The organism is Psychromonas sp. SA13A, from assembly GCF_011378715.1.
Classification (GTDB): domain Bacteria; phylum Pseudomonadota; class Gammaproteobacteria; order Enterobacterales; family Psychromonadaceae; genus Psychromonas.
This window is the reverse complement of the sequence record NZ_WTKU01000038.1, coordinates 1-17,269: the sequence shown is the minus strand read 5'-3', so window position 1 is coordinate 17,269 and position 17,269 is coordinate 1. Positions and strand designations below refer to the sequence as shown.

Annotated in this window: 14 protein-coding genes; 8 read left to right on the top strand and 6 right to left on the bottom strand. The window is 38.4% G+C overall.

What is annotated here, in order from left to right:
* On the bottom strand, positions 1-389 hold a 389-nt coding region (locus GQR44_RS19310; RefSeq protein ID WP_166371881.1), incomplete at its 3' end, for a helix-turn-helix domain-containing protein.
* 116 nt (positions 390-505) lie between these two features.
* On the opposite strand from GQR44_RS19310, the gene GQR44_RS19305 reads away from it, so the two are divergent.
* The 4 genes from GQR44_RS19305 to GQR44_RS19290 all read left to right on the top strand — a co-directional run bounded on the left by GQR44_RS19305 (position 506) and on the right by GQR44_RS19290 (position 4,261).
* Positions 506-1,126, top strand: coding sequence for an ABC transporter ATP-binding protein (locus tag GQR44_RS19305; RefSeq protein WP_166373355.1), 621 nt, complete (start codon positions 506-508; stop codon positions 1,124-1,126).
* A gap of 270 nt (positions 1,127-1,396) precedes the next feature.
* The gene (locus GQR44_RS19300; RefSeq protein WP_166373353.1) at positions 1,397-2,656 is read left to right on the top strand and encodes a D-amino acid dehydrogenase; all 1,260 of its coding nucleotides are present in this window, start codon (positions 1,397-1,399) and stop codon (positions 2,654-2,656) included.
* An 8-nt stretch (positions 2,657-2,664) separates the two neighbouring features.
* On the top strand, positions 2,665-3,747 hold the full coding sequence (gene alr / locus GQR44_RS19295; RefSeq protein WP_166373351.1) for an alanine racemase: 1,083 nt from the start codon (positions 2,665-2,667) through the stop codon (positions 3,745-3,747).
* A gap of 295 nt (positions 3,748-4,042) precedes the next feature.
* Positions 4,043-4,261 (top strand): hypothetical protein, encoded by a 219-nt coding sequence (locus tag GQR44_RS19290; protein ID WP_166373349.1) that lies wholly within the window; start codon positions 4,043-4,045, stop codon positions 4,259-4,261.
* A 456-nt stretch (positions 4,262-4,717) separates the two neighbouring features.
* On the opposite strand, the gene GQR44_RS19285 is transcribed toward GQR44_RS19290, so the two are convergent.
* Complete coding sequence (locus GQR44_RS19285; protein WP_166373347.1) at positions 4,718-5,212, bottom strand: hypothetical protein; 495 nt, start codon at positions 5,210-5,212, stop codon at positions 4,718-4,720.
* Positions 5,213-5,244: 32 nt separating this feature from the next.
* Positions 5,245-5,952, bottom strand: a complete 708-nt coding sequence (locus GQR44_RS19280) for a hypothetical protein (protein WP_166373345.1) — start codon at positions 5,950-5,952, stop codon at positions 5,245-5,247.
* 966 nt (positions 5,953-6,918) lie between these two features.
* Between GQR44_RS19280 and GQR44_RS19275 the strand changes: the two genes are divergently transcribed.
* Positions 6,919-7,095 carry a DUF1328 domain-containing protein gene (locus GQR44_RS19275; RefSeq protein WP_166373343.1) on the top strand — a complete coding sequence of 59 codons (177 nt, stop codon included), beginning with the start codon at positions 6,919-6,921 and terminating at the stop codon, positions 7,093-7,095.
* 118 nt (positions 7,096-7,213) lie between these two features.
* Positions 7,214-7,516 (top strand): hypothetical protein, encoded by a 303-nt coding sequence (locus tag GQR44_RS19270; protein WP_166373341.1) that lies wholly within the window; start codon positions 7,214-7,216, stop codon positions 7,514-7,516.
* Positions 7,517-8,235: 719 nt separating this feature from the next.
* Here the strand turns inward: GQR44_RS19270 and GQR44_RS19265 are convergent.
* Together GQR44_RS19265 and GQR44_RS19260 are read right to left on the bottom strand one after the other, a co-directional pair.
* Entirely contained in the window at positions 8,236-11,799 is a 3,564-nt protein-coding gene (locus GQR44_RS19265; RefSeq protein ID WP_166373339.1) for an EAL domain-containing protein, read from the bottom strand.
* A gap of 281 nt (positions 11,800-12,080) precedes the next feature.
* Positions 12,081-13,574 (bottom strand): diguanylate cyclase, encoded by a 1,494-nt coding sequence (locus GQR44_RS19260; protein ID WP_240923758.1) that lies wholly within the window; start codon positions 13,572-13,574, stop codon positions 12,081-12,083.
* Positions 13,575-14,909: 1,335 nt separating this feature from the next.
* On the opposite strand from GQR44_RS19260, the gene GQR44_RS19255 reads away from it, so the two are divergent.
* Both GQR44_RS19255 and GQR44_RS19250 read left to right on the top strand, forming a co-directional pair.
* Positions 14,910-15,083 (top strand): hypothetical protein, encoded by a 174-nt coding sequence (locus tag GQR44_RS19255; RefSeq protein WP_166373337.1) that lies wholly within the window; start codon positions 14,910-14,912, stop codon positions 15,081-15,083.
* A gap of 974 nt (positions 15,084-16,057) precedes the next feature.
* Positions 16,058-16,927 carry a hypothetical protein gene (locus GQR44_RS19250; protein WP_166373335.1) on the top strand — a complete coding sequence of 290 codons (870 nt, stop codon included), beginning with the start codon at positions 16,058-16,060 and terminating at the stop codon, positions 16,925-16,927.
* Here GQR44_RS19250 and GQR44_RS19245 read toward each other — a convergent pair.
* The coding region (locus GQR44_RS19245) for a transposase (RefSeq protein WP_205963133.1) at positions 16,917-17,269 on the bottom strand (353 nt) is incomplete at its 5' end. The two genes, GQR44_RS19250 and GQR44_RS19245, sit on opposite strands and share 11 nt — an antisense overlap.

The following is a 17,269-nucleotide window of genomic DNA, read 5'->3' as shown; positions in this document are numbered from 1 at the left end:
AGGTATTGAAATAACTGACCTCCACGTTTCTTATCAGACCAAATATAAAGATAAATCGTTTCATGGCTAATCCGCACTTTGTGTTCTTCTCGCAACCATCCTGATATTTGCTCGGGACTCCATTCGAGTCGAATCTTTGAGTTAATTAATGCAATGAGGCTACTCGTCATTTTAATTGCTTTACGAGAATGTAATCGACGATGATGTGCAAACGATTGGGCTTGTTTAATGCGATATCCTCGCTTACCTGTATTACGAGAAAGCTCTCTACTGATAGTTGATTGACTAACTTTTAACTGTTGCGCAATTTTATTTTGACTCAGACCTATTTTCTTTAAAGCATAAATCTGGCATCTTAGCCCATAGGTCAGTTGTTTATATGTTTTCATTGTTGCATCTCTTGCCGGAGAAAAAGCGATAAGCATATATTCAGCTGACCGCTTTTTCTACTAATTCAAGTTATGCACTTATAATCTGAATCCAAGAGAGTTTAAGCTCAACTTAGATCGAATTAAACGAACAAACACTCAAAAAACTAAAGCGACGAGAAATAGCCAAGCAAATTGCATTTGTACCACAATCCATTGACCTGCCCTTTGCATTTACTGTTGAAGAAATTGTGATGATGGGCAGAAACCCTTATTTAGGGCCTTTTCAGCTTGCAACAAACAATGACCAGGCCATTATCAAAGAGGTACTAAGTATTACAGATACCGCTCACTTACAAGAACGTAAAGTGAACCAGCTATCTGGCGGTGAAAAGCAACGCGTTATTATTGCACGAGCTTTGGCGCAACAATGTGAATGTATCTTGTTGGATGAACCTATCGCAAGTTTAGATATTTGCCATCAGTTTGAAACTCTTGATTTGATCCAATCATTAACTCAACAAGGTAAATTAGCGATCACAGCAATCCATGATCTAAACTTAGCCGCACGTTATTGCTCAAGGTTAATATTATTGGGTAAAAATCAACGAGGTGATATCTGTATCGTCGCTGATGGTTCTCCGGCACACGTGTTGAGTCAAAAAAACTTAAAGGATTGCTTTAACATCAGAGCCGATATCATTTCGCAACAGCAATCAATTCAATTACACAATATAGCGCCTATTGCTCGACGTTAACCATTTTGCCCACTGCGTAAAAGTATTAAAGCGAGTACTTTTAAATTACTAAAACGGGTTGTTCAAACAATTGATTTTTATAGGTAAGATATGTGCACTTGATCACAGCAAAAATAGTAACCATAAATTAAAAGAGCCTATTCAGTGTAAAATTCTGATTTTTTGTTTTTTTTAGTTTTTTATGCTGAAAGTAAACTAAATACAATCATTAATAATTGCGAATATCATTTATGATGCATTTTCTCATACATGATCATTTTAGGATAAAAGATGAAAGTTTTAATATTAGGTTCTGGTGTAATAGGTGTAACGAGCGCTTGGTATTTGGCTAAGTCAGGCCATGATGTAACAGTGGTTGACAGGCAGTCAAGTGTTGCAAATGAAACAAGTTTTGCCAATGCAGGTCAAATATCTCCAGGATATTCAGCACCTTGGGCGGCGCCAGGCATTCCAGTTAAAGCGATGAAATGGTTGATGCAAGAGCTTGCTCCGCTAAAAATAAGTATTAAAGATCTCGATACCGAGACATTAGGTTGGATGACTAAAATGGTCGCCAATTGCAATACTAAAGATTACCACATCAATAAATCTAGAATGATGAGAGTAGCCGAATACAGCCGTGATTGTTTACGTGCATTGAGAAAAGAAATTAATATTGAATATGACCATCGCACAAAAGGTACATTACAGGTATTCCGTACCGCCAGCCAAGTAAAAAGCTCTAAAAAAGATATCGAAGTACTTGCTGAATGTGGCGTTGAGCATAAAATATTAACACCCGATGATTGCTTAGCCTACGAGCCCGCACTTAAACATACTATCCATAAAATTGTTGGCGGTATTCAATTACCCAATGATGAAACAGGTGATTGCCACAAGTTTGTTACTGAACTAGCGAAAAAGTGTGAACAATTAGGTGTTAAGTTTGTCATGGATACTAAGATTGAAAAAATTAATAAACAAGGCAATCAAATCACCAGTGTTTCAACCAGTAAAGGTGAAATGACTGCTGATGCTTATTTAATGGCGCTAGGCTCTTACTCAACTCATATGCTCGCAAATGTAGGAATAAGAGTGCCTGTTTATCCTATTAAAGGGTATTCACTGAGCCTGCCAATAGAAGATTATTCTGCAGCACCTGAGTCAACTATCATGGATGAAACTTATAAAGTGGCTATCACACGTTTGGGTGAACGTATTCGTGTGGGTGGCACCGCTGAAATCACTTCTTATAACTTAGCATTATTAGAAAAACGTCGTAAAAACATCGAGTTCTCTATCGCTGATTTGTTCCCTCATGCAGGTGATTTACAAAAAGGCGAATTCTGGACCGGCTTAAGACCGATGACACCAGATGGCACACCTATTTTAGGTAAAACAAAGATTGATAACTTATTCTTGAACACAGGCCACGGCACCTTAGGCTGGACAATGTCAGTTGGTTCAGCGAAGTTTGTAAGTGATGTTATCAATAGTCAAACACCGGATATTGATAGCGAAGGTTTATCAGTAGATCGTTACGGACGTTAGGGGAAATCATGGCTAGATCAGCAACAGCAGTTATTAAATTAAGTGCGATCAAACAAAATTATTTATATGCAAAATCGCTTGCCGCTCCAGCTAAAGCGATTGCCACAATCAAAGCTAATGCATACGGACACGGCGCCATTGAAGTTGCGAATGCATTAGCCGATGTCGCCGATGCATTTGGTGTCGCCTGTATTGAAGAAGCCAAAGAGTTACGTGATGCAGGGGTTAAAAAACCTATTTTATTACTTGAAGGCTTCTTCACCGCCGATGAACTTAACTACATCAGCGAAAATAATATCTGGTGCGCAATACATCATCAGTATCAACTTGATGCCTTAAAACAAGCAACACTTAGCCAACCGATTAACGCTTGGCTAAAAATGGACTCAGGAATGCATCGTTTAGGATTTTTACCTGAAGATTATGCAGATGCTTATCAACAATTAGCAGCCATGAGCCAAGTGAATAACATTGTTCATATGAGTCACTTCTCATCGGCAGATGACTTAACGTCATCGCTAACTGAGCAACAAACAAAATTGTTTATAGAGACAATTGGTGAGTTACCAGGTGAAGTCAGTATCGCTAATTCACCTGCTGTGTTGAGAAAAGCTATCCCCAACAGAAGCCAATGGGTTCGCCCTGGTATTGTTATTTATGGTGCATCACCTATTGATGAAAGTGAGTTAGAAAAGCCATTAGCACCAGCAATGACTTTTCAAGCAAAAGTGATCTCAGAGCGCACCATCAATAAAGACCAAAGCGTCGGTTATAACGGCCTATGGACAGCGGATAAAGCGACTAAAATAGGTACCGTGTCAATTGGTTATGCTGATGGTTACCCAAGGCATGCTAAAACCGGCACACCGGTATTAATTAATGGTAAACAAAGCCAAATATTAGGCCGAGTCTCTATGGATATGTTGATGGTCGATTTATCAATGTTTGAACAAGAGAGCTGCATTGGATTTGATGTCGAACTTTGGGGTGAAAACATTACCGCAAACCAAGTTGCAAAATGCGCCGATACCATCTCTTACACTTTATTCTGCGGTTTAACCCGCCGAGTCAGTAAAACATATATCGATTAATAGTGGTGCAGGTTTAACAGCAATAGTTACTTATTTTTTAAGAGTAACTATTGCTTAATAAACACCTATTGGATCACCATCGTACGTGATCAAATAGGTGTTATTAAAAAAAACAACCGCTAACTCGTCAACCCTTTCCAAAAAATAAGACCCAAATACCCACAATAAAACATTAATCAAAGCGGCTACAACAACTCCACCGTAAAGTTTTCCCAAGTCATCAACTCCTTTTAGCAAAGCCAAACAGGACGTTTGGCTTAAGTTCATTCAGCACATGGATGTGCGGTATGAACTGATGCGTTACAAAAGGAGTTTATTAGTTGGATCAGAAAACGCTCCAGTGTCAGTCTCTTTTCCGCCTTTCTCTTCTGATAAGAGAAAAACGTGTCGCCAACAGGGCGAAACCACTGTTCATAAAAATCAAGCAGCCACGAAGAGCGCAGAAGAGCCAACACCCAATCAACCTCATCAAAAAAACTATCTATTCCATACAGACCATATTGTAGATAAATGAACGTCCAACAATGCCTAAATCAAACAGCCACAACAAAACATTACTCAAAATGGCTACAACAGCCCCACCGTAAATTTTTCCCAAGTCATCAACTCCTTTTAGCAAAGCCAAACAGGACGTTTGGCTTAAGTTCATTCAGCACATGGACGTGCTGTATGAACTGGTGCGTTATAAAAGGAGTTGATGACTTGGATCAGAAAACGATCCGGTGTCAGTCTCTTTGCCGCCTTTCTCTTCTGATAAGAGAAAGGCGAGTCGCCGACAGGGCGAAACCACTGTTAATAATGTTCAAGCAGACTAAACGAGCGCAGACGAGCTAAAATACTAAAAAAACACTAAAACCAAGCACTATGTATTCCTACACAAAGTATAAGAAATGATAATTAATCGCCAAAAACACGTCAAACAAGACATTTTTAATAAAGTATAGCGGTGCAAATACCGTCACCGGAAGACTTAAACAAACATCTTAAATATCTCTTCAAAATCAGAAAAGGGATCATAAAAAGCATTTTTATCATTGATCCGCGATCGCAACTCAGCTTTAAGACTTTTAACCGTGGTGCAGTCACGAATAAACCCATCTATTGCTGCGCACTCACAGTCTAATTCATGACAATGAGCTTCCATCCCTTCTTGGACCATTTTTTTACTACGCGCTTTAAACTTACGCCAAACTAAGGTTTCAATTTGATCATTATGTTGTAACGCGCGATATTCTGCATTTAGGTTCCTTACTTTTTCCTCTAATAAAGGTAACAGATTGGCTAGTGTTGCTTTATCAAACGTCGGATCGTCATCAAAGTGAGTGAGGTATAATTGCAATATGGCAAAGACATCTTTATCTCGACGCGCTTCAGCAAGGACTTGCATTTGTAAGTGCTTTTGTTGTTTTAGTTTGGAGTCTTGCTCTTTATCAGGATGTAATTTAGACGCTAACCGTTTATACATCTTATTGAGCTGACTCCCTTTAAACAGCTTATCTAACTCCCTTTAAACAGCTTATCTAACTCACTATGTTTAAGTTGTTCCTCTGCCTTGTCTTCCTCATCAGATTGATGGAAGCGTTGATAGAAATCGTCGAAAAAATGGTCGTCAAAGGGCGTTTCATCATCCTCTTCAAATTCATCAATCTCTTCAGCCTCTTCAGACGCCTCATGCGCATCCAGATACTCATATATTTTCTGTGGATCTAATATCAATGCTTTTAATTGTTCGTCACTCAAGTCGAAATCAATCTCAAATTCAGCGTTTAATGAGGCTTTCATAAGTTCGACTTCAGCTGATGACATTTTGTCAAGTTGTTGCTCTTGGCTCATCATTAGCTGTGCTTTTACACGTTTATTTAACGCTTCGGACTCCTCTGGAGAGTTAAAAGGATGATCCTGTAAATAACCCAACTCTTCTGAGATCCAATCAATCAACTCTACGCGCTCGTTCTCTGATAAGGATTTGCGAGGAAGAAAGGTGGCAAGGTGTTCCACTTTTGAGCTCAGCCATCTTATTTGCATCTGTTCATAAGGCAACACGACCTCTTCAAATTGCTGATAATTAGTGGCCAGTTTTTTAGTAAAAGAAGCATTACGTTTTTGATGCTTTTCAATTAATTGCCACAAGCTTTGCAATTTATTATCAGATTTTTTATTCAACGGTGTTTGTGCAATTTTTTTAAGTGAAGATAGTTGTGTCATTAAACTGTTCTCGGTTAGGTTGCCGGTTTCCATGCTCTAATATGCTAACATTAAGCATTTTTTTTACATCTAACTTGTCGTTAAACTGACGCTCATGTAGAAAAAGGCCCCTGTTATAACATCGAAGAAGTAAGTGTATAAACATACCTAATTTTTTCATTCAAGATGTTATTATGATGAGTATAACCACCAGCATTCATCTTGATTAATATCACCATTTAGATTGAAACTAAAGACGTGTAACCGACAGCGCGAAAACACTGTTAATAGAAGCTTAGCTAACTCGACGAACGCAGACGAGCCTGCCCCCAAGCAACCTCATCAAAAAAACTATCTATTCCATACAGACCATATTGTAGATAAATGAACGTCCAACAATGCCTAAATCAAACAGCCACAATAAAATATTACTCATCGTGGACGTACAGCCTCACCGTAAAGTTTTCCCAAGCTAAATTGACATTTTAGCAATTGCAAACAGGACGTTTGCGATAATGTCAGAATGGCCACGGACGGCCATCCTGACATGATGCGTTTAAAATGACAGTTTCGATTGGATCAGAAAACGATCTGGTGTCAGTCTCTTTGCCGCCTTTCTCTTCTGATAAGAGAAAGACGTGTCGCCGACAGGGCGAAAACACTGTTAATAAAAATCAAGCAGCCACGACGAGCGCAGACGAGTTAAAACCACTAACAATCATTATGAATGATAATCAAACTGACTCAACGAGCGCAGACGAGACAAAACCACTAACATTCAAACTACCAACACAAACGAAGATGCCGCCCTCTAGCACAGCCCCCATGAAAACTTTACATTCCCGTCTGTAAACTTTACTACAAACGCTTATTTCAACATCAACAAAAAAACAATAAAGCAAACTAAATCAATAACTTAAAAGTTGGCATGACTCTAGCTATATTCTTACTGTAAACATCATTTAACAAACTAAAAAGGAGAGTCACATGTTAGGTTGGGCATTTACTTTTTTTATCGTCGCTATCATTGCAGGTGTTTTAGGTTTTGCGGGTATAGCAGGTGCAGCCGCTGGTGTTGCTAAAATAATATTCTTTGTATTCGTCGTATTATTAGTTATCTCTTTAATTGCAAACGCATTAAGAGGACGAGCACCAAAACTGTAAATCAGCATTTAAACTTATATGGCGCCCTTTATTCAGGCATCTATTTAGCAAAGTAATAAGCAACAATTTAGTTAAGCAAACAGCATATTCAACATTTTATTATTAACGGAGAAACACTATGAACTTCAACAAAAAGAAATCACTATTAATGTTAACGCTTGCAGCTACTTTAGGTTTAGCAGCATGTAGCGAAAATAACGAGAAAACCGCTGGTGAACATCTTGATGAAACCACTGCTGAAGCAAAAAGCATGGCAGAAAAAACCGGTGATAATATAAGTTCAATAGTTTCAGACGGTAAAGATGCAGCAAGTGATGCAGGCGATGCAATAGAAGAAGCAGCAACTGACACTGGTAATGCCATTGAAGATACTTGCGAAGACGTTAAAAATGAATTGGGTACAAAAAATACAGATTGTTAATTCTTTACATCAGATACTCTATTGATAAATATAAGGACTCACTTAAAGTTAGTATCTAATGTGTCAGGATAAAAAGTTCAAATATTATATAAAATAAGCTAACTTTAATCTGCTAGTCTAAATATACAAACGCATATTGTACTCACAAAAGAACAATATGCGTTTTTCGCTATCAGCTATTCAAGCGGATGTTAGCGGCAATTTTCGATACATGGAAGGTTAATAGGTGATGTGTTTAAGCCCAAATGCTTTTTCTATTGGCATGATGCTTGGTTGACTTTGTTTTACCAACTCAGTGATATCATTGAAAATAGACTCTCTAACCTTTGTTTCATTCCTTTAAGCTTATCTAGATTGCCCCTAACTTGCGAAGTTTATTATACCAGCGCCCCATAAATTAGCCTTAATACCCAGATTTTCAGTGCACATAAAGAGATAGTAAATGTAGATTAAAATCGGCCTAATTAAATACCACTATCAACTAATGTAAACCTTGTATTCAAAAAGGAGACGATAAAAACTATTTTCTCCTTTTAAATTCTTTTTTTTATTTTTTATTAAGATAACAGGGATACGAAATAAAGTACTATAAATACTTAAACCATCTAGTTGAAAACTTATAACTTAAAGATAAAAAATCATATAATACAAAAAATATCATCGTTCACGGCACCACAAAGCCTCTCTCAACGAGATCCGTTTAACATTTATTAAACGGACTATTTTTTGAGTAAGGAATGAAAGCTTTCTCTATTCATTGGCTTACCAAGCAAATAACCCTGCCCGAAATCACATTGGTGTTTACGTAGATAAATTAATTGCTCTTGTGTTTCAATACCTTCTGCAACAACTTTAATGCCTAGTCGCTTTGCCATCGTCAAAATAGTTTCAATTAATATCTCAGAGGCACTATCGATACCAATATTTTTAATAAAGCTTCTATCTATCTTAATTTGATCAATTGGAAAGTTAAGCAGATAATTTAAGGATGAGTAACCCGTACCGAAATCATCAATAGCAACTTTAATCCCCATATTTTTACATTGATTAAGAATAGTAAGTACTTTTTTGGAATCTTCTGTCAAAAGACGCTCGGTGATCTCAATAGTAAGGCTCACTGATTTACTGATCTCTTTGATCGCTGTAAGCCATTGCGCTAGTGCATTATCTTTAGTATGGAATAACCTTGGCGATACATTAATGGACAATTCAATCGTGACGTCCATTTCCATTAAGTATTTGCTAGATTCTTCTAACATAAATAAATCAATTTGGTTAATTAACCCCGTCTCTTCCGCTAAACTAATAAATTCAATAGGAGCAATAAAATCACCATTTTTCTGTTGCCATCTAGCCAGTGTTTCGCATTTTATAATTTGCTTGGTGTTGAGCTCCATAATGGGTTGAAAATAAGGTTGTATCTCCTTTTTTTTAAGTGCCGTGATCAACTTATTGCGAAGTTGATGGCGGTACTCTGATTTTCGTTGCATCTCTTGGGTATAGAATTGGTATCCATTTCTGCCGTTTGCTTTTACCTCATACATCGCCTGATCCGCTTTTTTTAACAATTCATCTGCATTGTTTGCATCGTCAGGGTATATTGCAATACCGATACTGGCACTCAAATGAACTTCAGCATTGCTTAGTTGATAGGGCTCCTGCATTTTTTGGGAAATTTTATCCGCTATCGTAAGCGCATGCTTATAATGTTCAACATTATTGAGAATAAGCGCAAACTCATCGCCACTTATGCGTGACACCGTATCAGATAATCTAATGAGTTTTTTTAATCGAACTGCTGATTCAATCAAAACCAAATCACCAGCATGATGACCGAGATTATCATTGATGGGTTTAAAACGATCTAAGTCGATAAATAAAATCGCGATACTTTTTTTACTGCGGGAGGCACTTTCTATTGCAAGATCCAATCGGTCTTGATAAGTGCGGCGATTAGGTAGTTGAGTCAAGCTATCGTGAGAAGCTTGATATTCAATAAGTTTTATATTTAATATTTTTTCAGTTATATCCTGAATAGTCCCTGTAATACAAGATGAGTTGCCGGTTGCTTTGCCATCTGACACTATTTTAAGCCACATTGATTTATTATTTTTTGTAGCAAATTCTATGTTAATAGAAAAAGCTTTAGGCGCTTTTAGTCCGGTTTTTATTTTTGTTTCCCATAATTGATAATCTTCAGCTGAAATATATTTTTTCAGTTCGCCTAACGTAGCAGGTAAAAATGTTTGGGGCTCTCCTATGACTAAAGAGGATTGCTCAGACCATTTTATAAAATTCAATTTATTATCAAGCTCCCAACCACCAATTTTAGCAACTCGCCCCACTGACTCTAATAACCTTTTGTCATCTTTTAACTTTAGTTCTAACATTTTTTGTTTCGATGTTTGTTTAAATCTGAACCAGATAAACAAACTAAATATAAATGCGCTAACAATAAAATAAAAACGCAATAAATAGATGTTAGTCGGTAACTCATTATCGACTAATACGGGAGTCGCTGCTATATGCCAAGAATGCCCACCTACTGCAATCCTTGATGATGCTAATTTTTCCTGTGCATCAAAAACAGCCGATTCGCCGAAGAAAACAGGTCCCGCTTCACCTTGTAAATCGTAACTTCTAATAGCAATGTTCAAACGATGACGAGTGTTTTCCTTTTCTATAAATTTAAATAATAGATCTGCATCAATCGGCGCTGAAATAATTCCCCATAATGTCCCACCAGGTAAGAAAACGGGAGCTCGACCAATAAAGGCTTTGCCTCCCTGTACCAAGTTAACGGGACCAATCATCTGAACTTGTCCGGTATTCACTAATTGTTCAACCATTTCTATTTGTTCAGGGGTATTTTTATAATTTAGCCCCATTGACTTTTCATTTCCTTTAAGCGGAAAAACATAATTAATGACCAAATCTTTTGCTGCTGCAAAGCTTATGAGCATCGGATCTTTTTGAAAGAGAGGTTGTGCATAACGAGCAAAGTCCTCATTGGTGAGTTCCGGGGTGGCTGATATGTAAGAGGCAAAGCCAGTCAACAGAGAAAGGTTATTCTGTAACTCCCCTTGTAGCTTTGCACTGATAGTATTAATCACCTGGGTCGCATTTTCTTTGACAGCGCGCTTTTCATCTTTAATAAATATGGCTTCGAATTGCATTTCAAAAAGAACGATCACCAATATGACCGCTAACAGGGTTAATATTTTAAACTCGCGAGTCCAAAGAAAAAAGATAACAAAAAGCAACATGACGATACTGAGTAAATAAAAAGTTAAACTATCTGAAAATGGTGTCGTCTCTTCTTGTTGAACACTAAAATGGCTATCATTTAAGTCTGAACGGATCAGACCTAACGAGCGAATTCGTTCATTCATATTAAACCAACGTTCTTTATTAATATCCCCTAATGGCTTTTCAGCATAATTTAGTAGTTGATCGATATGTTCAGCGAAGAAGAGGTTGTATTGATAAATATCATCGTATTTGACTAAATAACGGGGAAACTCATTGGCTATTCGTTTTGCTATTTCTTCTTTATGCTCAAGTGCATAAAGCCACCCTTTCACACTCGCTTTGGTAAACTTATTAACAATATCTGGATGACTGTTTGCATATTCAAATGAGGTGTACAAAGAGTCGCCATAAAAGTCTAACCCTAAATCCGCCGGTTTAACTTTATTAAGCTTGACCGCTTTCTCTTTTGCTGAGAATTCAGCGGAAATCGCATAGGTAACAATCGCATCGGCTTCATTGTTTGATAGTGTGTCGATGGTAACAGGTTGATCAACAAATTTTATTTTTGTGAAATCATAGCCATGGGAGCGAAACAGCGCAGCTATTTCAGCTTTAGCAAAATCTGATCCAGTAACGGCAATACGTAATTGTGAGAGTTTCCTGAGACTACTAATATCGGTATGTTGTAGCGAAAAAATAGCCGTCGGGCTATGTTGAAAAAGCGAAGCCAAAATAACTGGATTAAAGTCATTATCTTTAACCAGTAGAATATCTAAACCACCGATTGCAAATTGCGCCAGGCCTTGTTTAAGCTCATCGCTTGGCGTAATAATACTTTTATCTGCTTTTACAGAAGGTCTTATCTCTACATCAAGCCCAGCTTCTTCATAAAAACCTTGCCATTTAGCAGCATAATATCCTGCAAACTGAAATTGATGCTCCCACTTTAACTGTAAAACCACTTTTTCTTCCGCGAGAATAGGACTAGAAAAAAGCAGTAATAACCAACAACCAAATAGTTTGCGAAGCATTTATAAATGTCTCTTTTATGAAAGAATTTCTCGTACTGAAATTATCCAATACGTTTATTTTAGATAGGTATATTAGCTAAGGTATTTAAAACATCAATAAGTACATTACCATCATTTTAGTGTCAAGAATAATAATGTTGATAGATAACATAGGGATCACTACGATCCATGCTAAAGGCTCGGTTTCAGTATTTTTTTTACCAAAATGAAATATTTAGTAGAATACTTACCGACTATTAGTTCGACTTTAAACGTTAGTATTAATAATAACGTTTAAAAATCTACCCTGCACTTTGAAGTAGGGAGGGTATATGAGGCACCACATTCATATTTTCTGAAAATAAATAATTATTTTTTCCCTGTCGTTTAACATCGTACATCGCTTGATCTGCTAAATTAATTAACGCCAGCGGCTCCACTGCATTATCAGGATATAACGCGATACCGATACTGGCACTAATATTGATATCAGCAGCGCTGTCGATTTTATAAGGTATGGCTACCGCTCTAACCAATTCTTCTGCAATACTAATAATACTCTCTTTATCAGGCATATTGGTCAATATAATAAGGAACTCATCCCCCCCAATACGAGCGACCGTATCAACCTCCCTGACACAGGAGGAGAGCCTGGCAGCCGTCTTTTTTAAGGTTTTATCACCTACATCGTGACCAAGCGTATCATTAACCGCCTTAAATCCATCAAGATCAACGAACAGTACTGCAGCGATTTTTGTATGTCGCTTCGCCACTGCTAAGCTTTTTATTAACAGTTCCATAAAAAGCCGCCGCGTTGGCAGTTTGGTGAGCACATCATGATTTGCCATATGCTGAATACGTTTTTTAGCCTGTTTTAGTGCGGTAATATCCTCCTTCATGGCAACATAACGTATAATTCGACCCGCCTTATCTTTTATCGGCGCTATCGATGAAACCTCCCAAAATAATTCACCATTCTTTTTACGATTATGAAACTCGCCCTGCCAAGTGTTACCTGCAGACAACGTATCCCACAACGCTTTATATTCTGCCGTGGATTTTTCTCTAGAGCAAAAGATGCGCGGGTTTTCCCCAATAAGCTCTTGTTGTGAATATCCTGTTTTATTGATGCAGGTAGGGTTAATATATTTAATGACACCCTTTGTGTCAGTAATAACAATTGATGAGGCAGATTGATTAACAACATGTGAAAAAATACGAAGTTCCGACTCCAACACGCTATAAGCCAATATAGTCAGTGTGATCACGCTCCCGCCAAGACAAAATATCCCCCCTAAAAAAACCAGCGAGGTTGATGTAGTCGAATCGCTCAATAAAGGACCGAATGGCGATATCAGCGCGAGTCCCCCTCGCACACCATGTAAAATACCAAATAGACCAAAAACCGTGGCCACTGAAAAAGCAGCCGATCGCCAAGGTGCATTTTTATCGCGTAATAATGTGAAAACAATAGCGGCGCAAGTGCACATAAATGCACTAGAAATAACCACAATTCTTATATTTATGTTTTGCTCAACATGATTAAAGTAATAGAAAAGCGCGGTACTGGTAAAAGGTAAAATAAAATCAAAAAACACTAATGGAGAACAGTCTGCAAACACTCTAATACCACGTAAAATAAGTGAAAAGCCAATGACATAAAGTGAATTTGCGACAACTACCGTAACAAAACTATCAATATTGCCTCGCAATGATATCAAGAGGCTAGCGATAGCAATACATAACATGCCTGCAGCCCAATAACCTGCGCCATTACACCGAGACTGAGAGCGCAACAAAAGAGCCAACAGAGGTAAGTGTCGTGACAACGAGGAGAGTATGTATATCTAGCTCAAATATTTTGGATCCGCTTTACTGGTAAATGATATTTAGAGAATTAGTTTATTGGGCCTTAAATATTACCATTGTTCGTTATTTCAACAATAAAGCGCCTTAAAGGCTAGATGCGACTGAAATAGTGTTAATATTTTTCCATTAAATGCACATAACTCTCCTTAATATCATTAATAAGAAGGCGTAAAGTTAAAACTCAAGACCTTGCTATTTAATCATTGGAAAATGCGCTTTAATGACTAAATGATGAGTGTTCACCTACGCTAACAATAAAAGTTGAATAATCAATTTCTATTGTATACAAAATAGTCTATTTTAAAAAGTTAAATACATACATTAATAGGTAAAAATAAAATATTATTTTTATAAAAAGGTTTTTATTTAATATTGCCTGTTAATGAGTGATCCAAATCCTACTTTTAAGTGTGTTTACATAACTTGGGAATAATGAACAGATTAATGCCCTTTAATTAACGACTTACTCACTATGCTTATCACCAGCTCAAATACAGCACAAAACCGGTTAGTACATGACCGAAAATATCCCTTACTATTCGGTACGATCAACATATCAGCACCAATAAGCCCCCCTCTCTCGCGTGAAACCCGGTCCTTTAGATCGAGAAAGCCGCATGGCGTTTGAATCAAATCAAGTGAGGAACGCTGAGACAAGCGAGTGATGTTATATCCCCAGGCCCGAAGTTGGCTACATTAGCAGTAACATATCTGCCTTTAACCCTCAAAAACAACTAAAGCCCCTCAAGAACGGAGAAAGAGCGTGGCTTCATCATTGGCTCTGCCACTATTCAAGAAGTTATCGCTACCTATGCAAAAGCAAGAAAACAGTCCAAAAAGGATAAATTGAAATGGCGTATTTATGATGCTGCAAGGCGTTCGCTTGGTTTTTTCCCGTTCAAAGCAAGTACCGCGAAGTGGGTTAAAGGGCAGTCCAGTTCGCAAGTCATTTGTTTGGTGTATGGGATAGTTACGGACTGAACGCCTTTAACTTTAGGTCTGGTCGTTTTAGTGAAGATAGCCGTGGTCGATGGTACATTAATATTGTCGTTTAAGTGTCGCAGGTTGCTTCAACGGGTACTGGCGAGTAGGCATTGATTTAGGACTAAAGACGACGGCTAGTTGCTCAGATGACACTGAGTTGGCAAGAAAGGCATTCTATAGAAAATCAGAAAGTAAGTTAGGCAAAGCGCAAAGAGCGAATAAGAAAAAACGGGTAAAAAAGCATTCAAACCAAGATAAAAAATCAGGGCCATGATGCAATGCACAAATTCTCTACAGAGCTTGTGAGGAATAACGGTTTAATTGTTGTCGGAAACGTAAGCAGTACTGCTTTAGCAAACACTAACATGGCTAAGTCTACCTTAGATGCTGGGCGGGGAGGATGTGAAGGTGATGCACTTTATCTATTATCGCGACACAAGGTTTTTGAATAGAGAGAAGTGCTTATCAAAAAATCAATGACGCCATAACACAAGGGCTATCTTGATAAAATAGCGGCTAAATAAGCGCCTTACTTGGTATTTACACGCAGGATTTGCTCATATCATTCGTTATATTGATACCGGTTTTGCTGTTGACTCAAAGACAGTGCACTTCAGTTGCTCTCTATGAGACTTTATTACTCACTGTGCGCCATTGTTAGGTTCTGCCTCTCGAATACTGCGTGCTATTCACCCCATTATTTTATTTTTTTTAGCCATTTAAAAACAGTCGCTTATGCGCTGAGCAATTTAGCCTGAGACCATAACAGGTCATTTCCCGGGTCTTTGAGACGCTTTACGCTGCGCCATAAACACCTTAATTTTCAGCCGTTTGCATTAAAATAAAAAGCCTTTCATGGTAATAAATAGATCCTAAACACTCCCCTTAAAAGAGGCGATACTATGCTTACATCACACAACCTAACCGCGCAGCTCAACAAAAAATTAGCCGCATTTTCCCGCGTCACGTCCCCCGGCATCCCCATTTTAAATGGTACCGATTTTATCGCATCGTTCATTTAGCAGGCGCCGCTGATGCAAGGTAAAGCCTGCTCACCCTCTTGTGCGCCCGCCATCAAGTGACCTTCACATCACGTGGTCGCCACCTTTTTTATCAAGGCGACCAACAAAAATCGCAATTTTGTCAGGCGTGCACTATGAATTTGCTAATGATGGCAAGCACCATAAAAAAACTCACCAAACTAAAAGACATTATACTCCCCCTCTCACAGACACCTGCACTGGGTTTCATCGTTAGTGAACAGCGAGCAGTTTGTTAAAAATGGTGATAAACGATCATTCACTTGCCGTCATTGTCGCGAAATGACATTACATTCAGTGAATAATATGAAAACGCATATCAACACCCGTGCGCATTTAGCTTGCCAATATTGTGATGCGAAAAGAAAAGGGAAAAAAGCTACACCTTGGCTTACGCACAGGCGAAAGTGAAGCAACACACTATCGATGCGGCGAGTTATCATCACTTTTCTGAGCGTTGCATCCATACTTGTTTAAGCTTTGGTCAGCGTCACTTTTGGACGCCACAACAAGCAGTAAAAGCCATATGTACCCGCTGTGGTACTAATGGTGCCTTTCCTTTACCCGTCATGCCTACACTCAATGATTTAGGTGAGCTTATTACCCAATCAACCACTTGGCAGTTATCAACAACCACAGCGCACGAAGCAAACAACGCCGCCTTGTTTGCGCAACGTTTTGCATTACCTGAACATGCAAAAATACACATTGCCTGCCAACGCCATCCAGATTACACGCGACACGTTGACCTAAAGTCATTACAAGGAAGATTACAACGCAACCCGTGCATGCGCTGCGCCGCTGAGCATAAAAGCCAATACACCGCGACCCTGTTAGAAGAGGCTTTTATAGACGTGGGGGTGAACCTTTGTATTGAACTCACAGAAAGTGCATTAAGCAGCCGTGAACAATTCATACCCAGCCAGCATTTACTCACCTTACATTGCCCTGAGCACGGTATCTTGCCTGAAAAACACTTACCTTATTCACTTATTCGTTATGCGCGCAGCTATCAAAGTAATACCCCCTGTCGTCAATGCTCTCCCGACAGCGGTAATACATTAAACACTCCCCGTTTACGCTACTTTGTGGAGTCAACGGAGCGTATCAAAACACATGGCGCGCAGTATCGCTTATTGGATAGTGACACCGATATTGACTCGCAAATCGCTGCCATTAAAACCGCCGGTGAGGTGCCACAGGAAAAACTCATTATGCGCCTGGAATTACTTATACCAAAGGAATTTAATTTATGATCAGATTCGCCCAGTCTCTTTTACAAAGAGATTTTACATGATCAACCTGATGCCTAAAGTTATTCCAGGCCCGACTTACTTGATCAACAATATCTTCATAATTTTTAAATGCGAAGTTTCCTAAGTCATTTGCTCTTAACCAAGCCCAAACTTGTTCAATAGGATTAAGCTCCGGAGAATAAGGTGGGAGATGCATGATTGATAAATTCTTAAATCGACTATTTAGTTTGATTGAATGCCAACTAGCACAATCCATAATAACAAGTGCGTGCCTTCCAACAGGTGTTGCATCTGATATTTGTTGAAGATGTTTTTCCATCATCTCCATACTCAATATTGGAC